Source organism: Membranihabitans marinus, from assembly GCF_019802045.1.
Lineage (GTDB): Bacteria > Bacteroidota > Bacteroidia > Chitinophagales > Saprospiraceae > Membranihabitans > Membranihabitans marinus_A.
Genome location: NZ_JAHVHU010000007.1, coordinates 147,023 through 159,023, shown reverse-complemented (window position 1 = coordinate 159,023; position 12,001 = coordinate 147,023). Strand labels below are relative to the sequence as shown.

Sequence of the window (12,001 nt, the reverse complement as noted above, 5' to 3'; positions counted from 1 at the left end):
AGCGTGAACCGTAGATTAAAAGTAACCATCTTGGTGTTGATTATTCTTACGATCGATCAGGTCTCTAAGATATACATCAAAACCCATTTTTATTACCACGAACAGATCCCTATTCTTGGCCAAGATTGGGCGTACATTCATTTTGTAGAGAATAATGGCGCTGCATTTGGACTCAGCCTGGGAGGCGAATGGGGCAAACTGGCCTTGACGACCTTCCGTATTGTCACCGTGGCGGTCTTGGCTTATTTTATTAATACGTTGATTCGTCGGAAAGAAAATACGGGGATGATCCTGGCGTTGTCCTTGGTTTTTGCCGGTGCGGTAGGGAATATTATTGACAGTGTATTCTACGGTGTCATTTTTTCTGAGAGTGGTTTCACTCCGGAAGGAATTGCTCAGTTTATGCCGCCGGAAGGGGGCTATTCCAGCCTGCTGCATGGCAAGGTGGTTGATATGTTTTACTTTCCTATGATTGATACAGTGTGGCCGGAATGGGTTCCACTGGTGGGGGGGAATATGTTCCAATTCTTTCGTCCGGTTTTCAATGTAGCTGATTCCAGTATATTTATAGGAATGGTCACACTTCTGATATTCTACCGAAATTTTTTCTCCGGTAGCCTGGACAAGAAAAGCGAAAATGAAGAAAGCAAAACAAAAACTGAAAACCTGGCACCGGTAGAAACTGAATGAGCATGTGGTAAAAGGAATTTGCAGCGGGTGAAAATCGCTGGGCTAATGTCTATTGCCTGAAACCTGTCCGGATTCGTGAAATCAGACCTCCTCCTCCAGATATTCTTTGAGCACCGCCGCCTGATTGTGGTTTTCGTCTTTTGCCCCATAAAGTAGAACGATCGTTTTACGAAGGTCGAGCTCGTCTAACTTTTTCGTTAATTCCGAGCTTAAATCGTCCAGTTCTTTCTTGTATTTTTTCTTAAACTCTGCCCATTTGTCCTCGTCGTGGTCAAACCATTTTCGAAGCTCATCGCTCGGTGCTATCTCTTTCCACCATTCGTCGAGATTGGCCTCTTCTTTGCTCACTCCCCGAGGCCACAACCGGTCCACCAGAATCCGGATGCCATCGTTCGAGCCTTTGTCGTCATAAATTCTTTTGATTTTGATCTGCATAGTATTGGTTTTTTGCCCACTTTGATGTTCGTTATTGGTCATCAGTTAATAGGTGATTCGACTCAATAACTCAATAACCTTTAAAAAATAAACAGCGAGCGGGAACTAATGGTTTTGTTTCGTGTTGGTATCCACATTATGGCTTTTAAATTAGAATCTACATATCAACCGACCGGAGATCAACCGCAAGCGATAGCGGCGTTAACCCGTGGAATAAAATCCGGTGAAGATGCCCAGGTGCTGCTAGGGGTTACGGGATCCGGAAAAACATTCACCATGGCTAATGTGATTGCCAATGTGAATAAACCGACGTTGGTGATCACGCACAATAAAACGCTGACGGCGCAACTGTACGGGGAGTTTACTGAGTTTTTCCCGGACAATGCGATCGAATATTTTGTCTCCTACTATGACTATTATCAGCCGGAAGCTTATATTTCATCTTCTGATACCTACATCGAAAAAGACCTCTCGATCAATGAGGAAGTGGATAAGCTTCGACTGCGAGCTACCTCTTCGTTGTTATCAGGTCGGCGGGATGTAATCATCGTTGCGTCGGTGTCATGCATATATGGTATGGGAAATCCGGAAGATTTCAAGACCGGGATTATTCGGATTCACGAAGGGAAAGTGATTTCCAGAAATTCTTTTTTGCATCAATTAGTGGGGAGTTTGTATTCCAGAACCGAACACCAATTTAGCCGGGCGACCTTTCGGGTTCGTGGAGATACGATTGACATTAATCTGCCTTACGTGGATTATGGTTACCGGGTTACCTTTTTTGGTGATGAGATCGAAGAGATCGAACGTTTGGAGATTGAAACCGGAAAAAGTATCGAGCGGTTGGAACACGCTGCTATATTTCCAGCAAACCTGTATCTGGCGCCGAAAGATCGGATGAAGCAAATCATCCGGGAAATTGAAGATGAACTGCACGAGCAAGAGAAATATTTTGAGGCAGACAACAGGTATTTTGAAGCCAGCCGGATTCATGAACGGGTGACTTTTGATATTGAGATGCTTCGTGAACTGGGCTATTGCAACGGTGTAGAAAATTATTCCCGCTTTTTTGACAGAAGACAGCCGGGCAGTCGGCCATTCTGTTTATTGGATTATTTTCCGGATGATTATTTGACCGTGATTGATGAAAGTCACGTCACGATTCCACAAATCCGTGGTATGTGGGGCGGAGACCGGGCACGGAAAATGAATTTGGTGAATTTTGGATTTCGGCTTCCGTCGGCGATGGACAACCGACCATTGAGTTTTGAGGAATTCGAAGGGATGACGAATCAGATCGTTTACGTCAGTGCGACGCCATCTGAGTACGAACTTGAACAAACCGAAGGTGTAATCGTCGAACAGGTTGTTCGGCCAACCGGCTTGCTGGATCCACCGATCGAAGTTCGTCCCAGTTACAATCAAGTGGATGACCTCCTTGATGAGATCGATAAAAGGATCCTGGTCGGGGAACGGGTTCTGGTAACGACCCTGACCAAGCGCATGGCTGAAGAACTGACCGACTACATGCAAAAACTAGATATAAAATGCCGGTATATCCATTCCGAAGTGGATACCCTCGAAAGGGTGGAGATTCTGCAGCAGCTTCGCTTGGGAATTTTTGATGTGCTCATTGGTGTCAACCTGTTGCGGGAGGGGTTGGACCTCCCTGAAGTTTCCCTGGTAGCGATTATTGATGCGGACAAAGAAGGCTTTCTGCGAAATGAGCGATCCTTGACCCAAACAGCAGGCCGCGCAGCCCGGAACAACAACGGTTTAGTCATATTTTATGCAGATAAGATGACCCGGTCCATGCAAAATACCATCGATGAAACCAATCGTCGTCGGCAAAAACAAATGGACTACAATGAGGAGCATGGTATTACGCCCCAAACCGTCACGAAGAGCAAAGAGGAGATTTTGAGTGCCCATTCTATACTGGATATCCGGGGTAAAAAAGCGTATGCAGGACCGGAAGAGAATCAGCTGGTCGCGGAAGACCCGGTGTTGGATTATATGAATAGAGACCAACTCGAAAAAGCTATTGAAGAAGCAGAATCCAATATGAAAAAAGCTGCCAAGGAACTGGATTTTATCACCGCTGCTCAGTATAGAGATGAAATGAAAGCGCTTAAAAAGCGGTTGTAACCTCTGGTACGATTGTGGAGTGGATGTAATTTGGTTTATCTTAACGTTTTTTCGCGGTTTTAATTTTATTTGTGTTAATTTTACCCACAAATGTTAAAGCGATGGATCAACTAACTACACGATTTTCCTTGTTTATTTTTCTTGTCCTTCCATTTGTCCTTTCGGCCCAAGATCGCCAAATCCAAGGGCAGCTCACCGATGAAGATGGACTACCCTTGATAGCTGCGAACATCCTCGTTGTAGAGACGGGGAACGGCGCTGTAACAGATTTTAATGGAAAATATTCCATCATGGCCTCCGAAGGTCAGACGTTGCGGTTCTCTTATGTCGGTTATCAATCAAAAGATGTCGAAATAAAGGGTCAAACTGAGATTAATGTTGTGCTCTCAGAGGGTAATCAGCTCGATGAAATTGTGGTTACTGCACTGGGACGTAGCAAGCGCAACCGTGGACTTGGTTATGCCATCGATGAAATCAAAAGCAAAGACCTGGAGTTAGCGGTCGATGATAATCTGCTAAACTCACTTCAGGGTAAAGCGACCGGCGTGATGATATCCGGTAGCGGTGGTGGCCCCGGAGAATCGGCCCGAATTATCATTCGCGGGATCAATTCTCTGGATCCCAATGCCGATAATCAGCCACTTTTTGTAGTAGATGGTGTGCCCATCGACAATTCTACCTATACCGTAGGCGGGGGATCCAGCCGGACCATGTCAAACCGCGTAGGTGATCTCAATCCAGATGATATAGAATCCATGAGTATCCTGAAAGGTGGTGCAGCCACTGCATTGTATGGAGTACGTGCCGCAAATGGTGCAGTCATTATCTCCACAAAAAAGGGCGTCGGTGGCGGCCTGAAGGTAGATCTGACTTCCTCCTTTGGTTTTGAAAATATAAACAAATATCCTGAGACCCAGGATAAGTTTACGCAGGGATACAACGGGGTTTACGATCCCAATTCATTTTGGCCAAGCTGGGGGTCGACGGTTGAAGAAGCTCGGGCACAGGACCCGTCCCATCCCGAAGAAATATATAATAATTACAAAAACGGTTATCAGCAGGGGCATAAATGGCGGCATACGCTCGCCATGTCAGGCGGAGATGATAAATCAACGTTTCGGCTTTCTTTGTCAAATCTGGATCATGTCGGTGTGGTGCCTTTTTCCAACTATGGAAATTTATCTGCTCGGTTTAATGGAACCATGCAGGCTACTGAAAAGATTAAGTTAACGGCAGGAATCAATTATGTCAATTCCGGCGGAGATCGGGTCAATGCGGACCGCTACAATGAAAGCCTGACCTACTGGGCACCGCGCCGCGATGTGCTTGACTTTGAATTCCCCGACGGAACCATGAAAGGGTATCGGAATGACGGCAAGCGAGGGAACAATCCCACCTATGGTGCGAAGACCAATAAATTCACCGATGATGTGGATCGATACATCGGGAACTTTACGATCCAATACGATGTGACCGATTGGTTCAATATTCGTTATCAAGCAGGCCTGGATCAGTATTCAGATTTTCGATTTCTCCGTGCCCCGGCACCAACAGGAATCGAAGGTGAAAATGTTCACGAGGACAATGGACTGGGTTTCGTAACCGAGACACGTATCCGGAACCGGGACATTAATTCCAACCTCATATTGAATTTTAATCGTCAATTTTCAGAAAAGTTCAATTCCAATTTTCTGATAGGCCATGATTTGTTGGATCAGAGCTATAACCGGGTGACTACCGGTGGCAGCGAACTTGCGGTATGGGATTGGTTCAGCTTGAATAATGTAAATCCAAAAACATTGTCATCATCAAGCAATCTGACTAACAAAAGGATCGTGGGTGCTTTTGGTGAATTATTGCTTGAGTATGAGAACACGTACTTTTTGACTGTCACCGGCCGAAACGACTGGAGCTCGACATTGCCCGTATCCAATCGCTCTTTTTTCTATCCGTCGGCAAGTTTGAGTTATGTGTTCACAGAGCAATTTGAACCTTTCAACGGATTCTTAGATTACGGGAAACTACGGTTGTCGTATGCAACCATCGGAAAAGATACAGACCCCTATCGTCTAAGCACGGTGTATGCGACCGATGACATCGGGGCATTTACACGGGGGAATACGAAAGGAGCGCCGGATCTTTCACCGGAAAAAACCACCACCTTCGAAGCTGGATTCAATTTGGAAGCATTGGGTGGTAAAGCCGGGTTGGAATTTACATTTTACAATCACCTGAGTGAAGATCAGATCGTGCCTGTGCCGACATCGCTCGCTACGGGATTTTCAACCTTTATCCTCAACGCAGGGAGTATACGCAACAGAGGGGTGGAGATTGGTTTGGATCTGAATCCGATTATAACAGAAAAAGCCTTGTGGAATATACGGCTGAACTTCACTTCCAACAACAACGAAGTCATTGAAATTATCGAAGGAGTTGATGAGATATTTTTAGGTTCTAGTTATGGCTACTCAGGGGCTACTGCATCCTTAAAACTTATTCCTGGTCAAGCTTATGGGAACCTGTATGGAACCTCTTATGCCCGGTACAATGCTAAAGAGGGGCAAACACCCGATTACTCACAGCCCATCCTGATCGGCGATGACGGTTTTCCTGTAAGAAACCGGGAGCAACTTATTCTCGGAAACTCGCAACCAAAATGGTTTGGTTCTGTATCCACACGATTTGCGTATGCTAATTTTGAAATATCAGCCTTATTTGACACCCGACAGGGCGTTCAAAAGTATAATCAGCAGAGTAACTTTATGGCTGCATTTGGAATCTCTCCTTTTACCGAAGACCGGAACGAGACCGTCGTGTTTGAAGGCGTGACCGCTGATGGCAGTGTGAACACCCAATCAGTGTTCAAGGGACAAGGTGTGGGACCCGATGGAGAAAGCTATGGAGCCGGGTTTTACCGGAATGTGTACCGGGGCATCACGGAGAACTTTATCGAAGATGCGGATTGGGTCCGGTTGCGTAACCTGACCTTGAGTTACAGGCTGCCACAATCTGTATTGGCGAATATTCCGGTTTCAAATGTTCGTATTTCAGGAGTAGGGCATAATCTTTGGCTCAGTACGCCGTTCACTGGATTTGATCCGGAAGGTAACCGGGGCAATGGGAATGCCGATGATGGCTTTGGTGGGTTTACGTATCCGGCAGTACGGAGCTTTACATTTTCCATTAATGTCACCTTCTAAAACAAAGCAACAATGAAAAATCTATATATTCTACTTATCGTTTTTACCACTTCGGTTGTATTTACTGCTTGTGATGATTATCTGGACATTAATGAAAATCCCAACGTGGCTACAGAGGCACCGTTGGATGGTCTGGTGATGCGGACCACCTATCAGACCCCATACAATAATTATCGGGTTGCTACCAGCTACACGAACTACTTTGTTCAGTATTTTGCTTCGCCCAATGAATCCTCCCCCACGGACACCTATGAAGAAGTGGATTATTCGTCACGATGGGCCAACCTGTATGGTACTATGACAGATGCGTATGATCTTATTCGGTTTTCTCAGGAGATTAACGCCAGTAATCATGAAGCGATTGGTAAATTGATGATGGCTGTAAACCTGGCTATGGCTGCCGACTCTTGGGGAAGTATTCCGTATTCCGCCGGGTTCAGTGGTGAAATCATTCAACCCTCGTATGATTCAGAAGAACAAGTGTACAATACCCTACTTGGATTGATTGATGAAGCTATTAGTCTGATCAATAGTGGTGGAGATGCGGGATCACCAGCTTCAGATAAAGATCTGATCTATTCGGGAAATATGGATCAATGGCTGAATCTTGCGCATGGTTTAAAAGCGCGCTATCTCAATCATTTTACGAAAAAATCCAGTTACGATCCCAATGCTGTACTAAGCGCAGTGTCCAACGGCCTGGAAGGAAATAGCGATGATGCACAGCTGACCTTTTTTGATGTCCGAAACCCCTGGGCCCAGGCAGCAATCAATAATGACAACCTGGTGCTCGATGGTTGGATGTCCGAGCAGATTGTTGATGCAATGAATGGAACTACTTTTGGTGTCGTCGATCCACGTTTGGCATTGATCACAGAACCGTTTGAAGAAGATGGACAAATGATTTTTCGAGGTACACCAAATGGAGCAGGTCGCCGTGGAGATGGCACCATTCAGGAAGAAGTCTATCTGGAGACTTCCGGCTTCTATTCTTCAGAGGATGCCCCTTTGATCTTGTTTTCTTATGCAGAGCAAAAATTTATTGAAGCAGAGGCAGCGTTTCGGTCAGATGATATGGATAGAGCACTAGGCGCGTTTAGGGCCGCTATCCGTGCCAATATGGAGAAAGTGGGTGTGGATGAAAATGCCATCACAGCATATTTTCAGGATAAATACCCTGATCTGGACGGCTCATCATTGACTCTGCAGAACATTATGGATGAAAAATATATTGCGCTTTTCCTTCAGCCTGAAACTTGGAACGATGCACGTCGCTTTGATTATCAATACACGGACTTTGATTTGCCGGCGAATGCTAATCTCAATGATTACATCCGAAGGTTGGAGTATCCAGATACGGAAAAAAGTCGGAATGGTTCCAACGTACCATCCATTGGCGGGTTGACCGATCCGGTATTTTGGGACGGAAAATGATGATTACTTATTGATGGTGAATGAGTATTCATGCGGTGTTTGGTTTTATAAAACACACCTCTAGAAGACTGCTCTAAAAGACTGGTCAACTTCGCTTAAGATTATCCCGGGAGACCGAAGCTCCTGCATCGCTTTGGATAACAGATCATCCGAAATAATCCATAGGTCATAAATCCAATTGTCTATTACGCACGTATAGATCCATATATCCCTCCCCCAATGGGATTGGACATTGGGTGCAACATGGGACATCTAATCCGGATCTGTTGGAAATGAACAATTTACCCAGGTTGGTTATTTATATACTGATGAGTGGTGAAATCTACCTTCTTACAAAAGCCGATCAAGTGCGTGGGTGTAAAACGACCCATAACATTAGATTTTCATAGTTGGTAGTAAATTGGTTGCATCAACCTTTTGGTGCAGCCAATTTTTTTATTCAATGTAATAATCCAGTGAAGCCACCACGCGGGCGATCTTATCTTTGTAAAATTCGTGGGATTCCTCAATCCGGTTGCCTGGAAGCAATACAATAATCCCTTGGTTTGCGTATTTGATGTCACCCACTTCTGCCCCTGAATTGTCGGCAAATTGCTCGGCAGATTCCAGAGCTGCTTGAGTAGCTTTTCGTAAAAGCTCTGGTTTGATGTCATTCACCCCTGTAAAGTAATATCTGGGACGGTTGGACCATCGATCGCCGCTTAAAAATACCCCCTGGTCTAGCAATTCGGTGGTCAAACCTGATATCTCCTCCAGCAAGTCTACATTCTTTGTTTGTAAGCTTACCCGGACGGAACCATTAAACGGAGGTTGCCCTTGCTGATAATAGTTGCGGCTAACCGATACATCTTCTATTTTTATTTCAGTTTTGGTAAAACCTTTTCCCTGCAGCCAATTCAAAATTATATTGGCCTGACTATTGACCTCTTGTTTGACATTCTCAAAGGAAGGGCCGTCAATCCGGCTTTCCAGGGTCCAGGAGGCCAATGTAGCTTTGACTTCCATCTCTGACAAGCCCTTGACACTAACGTAGCGATCTGAAAATCGACTTTCATAAAATTTGGTTCCAAAAATCCAACTGGCGATAATTACGGCGATTCCAAGGATTAAGGCAGCGGGGATGAAATTACGACTCATTTTTTTATGTATGTTTGTGATCGAACAACAATCTTTGAAACGTTAAAGATTAATAGAATAGCATGAATTTAAGGAATTTATTTTTAAGACATGTGGCGCAGACCAGCCCAGAACCGATGGGGCTGGAAATTGTATCTGCGGACGGTCTTTACCTCACCGATGCATCGGGTAAGAAATATATGGATCTGATTAGTGGTATCGGTGTCAGTGTGTTGGGGCATCAACATCCGGCAGTGGTGGATGCTGTAAAACAGCAGGCTGGGCAGTATATGCATACGCTTCCTTATGGCGAATTTGTCTTGTCTCCTCAGGTGGAATATGCCAAGTTGTTAACGGATCAGCTGGATAAAACTTTGAATAGTGTTTATTTTGTCAATTCTGGTGCCGAGGCCACCGAAGGAGCTATTAAACTGGCCCGCCGATATACCGGCCGCCCGAATGTTATCAGTTGTTATCAGGCTTATCATGGCAGTACGACAGGCGCGATGGCACTCAACAGTGATGTTTTTTTCACACAGGCATACCGGCCCTTTATGCCCGGTGTAAAACACATCCGGTTAAATGAAGTTCCCGATCTTGACAAGATTGACGAGAACACCGCAGCTGTCATTATAGAGCCGGTTCAGGCCGAACGTGGTGTATATGCGGCGGATCCACAGTATCTTGCGAAGCTTCGGCAACGAACGAAGGAAAAAGGAGCGCTTCTTATTTTCGACGAAATACAGACCGGTTTTGGTCGGACCGGAAAGCTATTTGCTTACCAAAAGTACAATGTTGTACCTGACATCATGCTGATCGCTAAAGGAATGGGAGGTGGAATGCCTATCGGCGCGTTTATCAGCGACCGGGAGATCATGCAGCATTTTACTCGAAATCCGGTATTGGGGCATTTGACGACTTTTGGCGGGCATCCGGTTAATTGTGCGGCAGCCCACGCTACCTTAGAGACTCTGCTGGAGAGCGGATTGATGGATCGGGTTGCGGAGAAAGAGAAGCTCCTTCAATCAAAACTGGTCCATCCACGAATCAAAGAATTGCGGACAGCAGGACTATGGGCGGCGATCGAAGTAGAATCACCAGCGGTGATGCATGCAGTTATTTCTAAATGTCTGAACCGGGGAATGATCATGGATTGGTTTCTTTTCAATGAGAAAAGCCTGCGTCTGGCACCCCCTTTGACTATAACCATGGAAGAACTGGAAGCAGTATGTGATGATATTTTACATGTGATGAACGGTGAGCTGTAGGTGAGTATTGGGGGGAAGGCAGACCGTGCAAACCAGCTCGTGCATGTGGTTTATAGCGTTTTCGAGGCTTGGCCTGTGCCGGCAAGGCGGCACAGGAAGCTTTAGGCTTGATCTAATTAATTCATCAAAAACAACTAATCGTCATCTTCTTCACCGGAGGAGTCGATTTCATCTACTTCCAGGTCATCATCAAAATAGTCTTCATCATCATCGTCGTCGAGGGTGATTTTTGGCTGTTTTTTGACTTTGCTAGGATCCAGTGGTGTTTTCTTTACGATTTTACTAATCACCTCCCGCTTTTTGACATATGGTAATTTGTTAACCCGGTGTTTTTTCTTAGCTTGAGCTTTTGCCTGTTCTTCCGTTTTGACGGTCAGGGACTTCGTGGTCGTGGGCACTGCCCGAAGGCGTTCAATGGGAATCAGCTTTCCTGAAATGACACAAATGCCATAGGTTTTATTTCGAATCCGGACCAAAGCATTGTCGAGATCCTGTGTGTATTTTCGCTGACGGATAGCCATCGTATTAAGAAGTTCCATGTCGGTGTTGAATCCGGAGTCATCCACCCAGTCTCCACCGTGTTCATCGCCCCCGTTTTCAGTGATTTCGTAAATCTGCTGTTGTATATTTTCTAACTGTATTTTGGCTTTTTCCAACCGGTCTTCGATAATAGCTCTAAATTCTTCAAGCTCTTTATCGGAGTAGCGGCTACGTACATGCTCTTCTGCCATAATTCTCTGATTATTATATAATTTCTAATTAGCTTTGCAAATATGTAATATTCTTTCGAAATAAAAAGTTCATGCGCATAATAAATTTTTAGCCCATGTCTGTGTTATATAATGTAATAAAAGTGCTTTTGTTGCTTTTCCTGGTCAATGAAACGTTTTTCTTGTGGAGTTTTCTCCCAGAATCCATGACCGTACAACACGGATTTCGCGTCATATCGGGACTGTTGGTGTATCTGCTGGTTGTAGATTTGTGTTATCGTGCTGTCATTTGGGGGTATAAGGGACGAAAAAAGATGCGATCAGATCATAATGATAATGTTACGTTGGGGCTCAAAAACTTGTATTACATTCTTCTGGCTGGGGGAGTGTTTGTTATGATTCTGGCGCTGTTTGGCGTGGATTTTCGTACTTTTTTCACTTCGATAAGCATAGTGGCAGCGGCCATCGCTATTGTGACTAAGGATTATATAGTCGACATTATTAGCGGAATAATTTTGAGTTTTTCTTCCTACATAAAAACCGATGATTACATCAAGACCGGCGATCTGACAGGAAAAGTCATTGATATGACGCTGAGCAAGATTCTTCTTCTCAGCGATGATGACGATATCATTGCCGTGCCCAACAACAAAGCATTTTCCAATGAGATCGTAAATTATACCCGAAAAGCCAGTAAAAAGGTCACTATAGATTTTGAGATGCAACTCATATCTCTGAATACCATTGAAGACCTGGAAGGATCACTGGTGCAGATCCTGGATGAATTTAAACCGTACATCGAAGAAGACAGCTACTATCTACGTATTGAGAAGATTCATGCAGAAAGTATTTCTTTAAAATTTCAATACATACTCAAGCGGATGAACCGGAACATTGAAAAAGAAATACGAAAAAAGACGGTTCGCCGTGTGGTCAATTTTGTCAAATCAAACGCGGTTAATCATGCCCGTGATTTAAAATAGCGGCCGCATTATAATAA

9 protein-coding genes are annotated in these 12,001 nt (G+C 44.7%); 6 read left to right on the top strand and 3 right to left on the bottom strand.

The genetic code is table 11. The annotated features are described in order from the left end of the window. Window positions 1-3: 3 nt before the first annotated feature. The gene (locus tag KUV50_RS08020) at window positions 4-690 is read left to right on the top strand and encodes a lipoprotein signal peptidase (protein WP_222579603.1); all 687 of its coding nucleotides are present in this window, start codon (window positions 4-6) and stop codon (window positions 688-690) included. Window positions 691-771: 81 nt separating this feature from the next. Here KUV50_RS08020 and KUV50_RS08015 read toward each other — a convergent pair whose 3' ends face one another. Beyond that, the gene (locus tag KUV50_RS08015; RefSeq protein WP_222579602.1) at window positions 772-1,125 is read right to left on the bottom strand and encodes a DUF488 domain-containing protein; all 354 of its coding nucleotides are present in this window, start codon (window positions 1,123-1,125) and stop codon (window positions 772-774) included. Window positions 1,126-1,263: 138 nt separating this feature from the next. On the opposite strand from KUV50_RS08015, the gene uvrB reads away from it, so the two are divergent. The 3 genes from uvrB to KUV50_RS08000 all read left to right on the top strand — a co-directional run bounded on the left by uvrB (window position 1,264) and on the right by KUV50_RS08000 (window position 7,907). Next, window positions 1,264-3,273, top strand: a complete 2,010-nt coding sequence (uvrB, locus tag KUV50_RS08010) for an excinuclease ABC subunit UvrB (RefSeq protein WP_222579601.1) — start codon at window positions 1,264-1,266, stop codon at window positions 3,271-3,273. Between the two features lie 101 nt (window positions 3,274-3,374). Beyond that, window positions 3,375-6,473, top strand: coding sequence for a SusC/RagA family TonB-linked outer membrane protein (locus KUV50_RS08005; protein ID WP_222579600.1), 3,099 nt, complete (start codon window positions 3,375-3,377; stop codon window positions 6,471-6,473). Window positions 6,474-6,485: 12 nt separating this feature from the next. After that, complete coding sequence (locus KUV50_RS08000; RefSeq protein ID WP_222579599.1) at window positions 6,486-7,907, top strand: SusD/RagB family nutrient-binding outer membrane lipoprotein; 1,422 nt, start codon at window positions 6,486-6,488, stop codon at window positions 7,905-7,907. A gap of 435 nt (window positions 7,908-8,342) precedes the next feature. Here KUV50_RS08000 and KUV50_RS07995 read toward each other — a convergent pair whose 3' ends face one another. Beyond that, window positions 8,343-9,044 (bottom strand): SIMPL domain-containing protein, encoded by a 702-nt coding sequence (locus tag KUV50_RS07995; RefSeq protein ID WP_222579598.1) that lies wholly within the window; start codon window positions 9,042-9,044, stop codon window positions 8,343-8,345. A 62-nt stretch (window positions 9,045-9,106) separates the two neighbouring features. Between KUV50_RS07995 and KUV50_RS07990 the strand changes: the two genes are divergently transcribed. Continuing rightward, on the top strand, window positions 9,107-10,291 hold the full coding sequence (locus KUV50_RS07990; protein WP_261395056.1) for an aspartate aminotransferase family protein: 1,185 nt from the start codon (window positions 9,107-9,109) through the stop codon (window positions 10,289-10,291). Window positions 10,292-10,425: 134 nt separating this feature from the next. Here KUV50_RS07990 and KUV50_RS19395 read toward each other — a convergent pair whose 3' ends face one another. Beyond that, entirely contained in the window at window positions 10,426-11,022 is a 597-nt protein-coding gene (locus KUV50_RS19395) for a TraR/DksA family transcriptional regulator (RefSeq protein ID WP_261395055.1), read from the bottom strand. A gap of 95 nt (window positions 11,023-11,117) precedes the next feature. On the opposite strand from KUV50_RS19395, the gene KUV50_RS07980 reads away from it, so the two are divergent. After that, the gene (locus tag KUV50_RS07980; RefSeq protein ID WP_222579597.1) at window positions 11,118-11,984 is read left to right on the top strand and encodes a mechanosensitive ion channel domain-containing protein; all 867 of its coding nucleotides are present in this window, start codon (window positions 11,118-11,120) and stop codon (window positions 11,982-11,984) included. The last annotated feature ends 17 nt before the right edge of the window (window positions 11,985-12,001 follow it).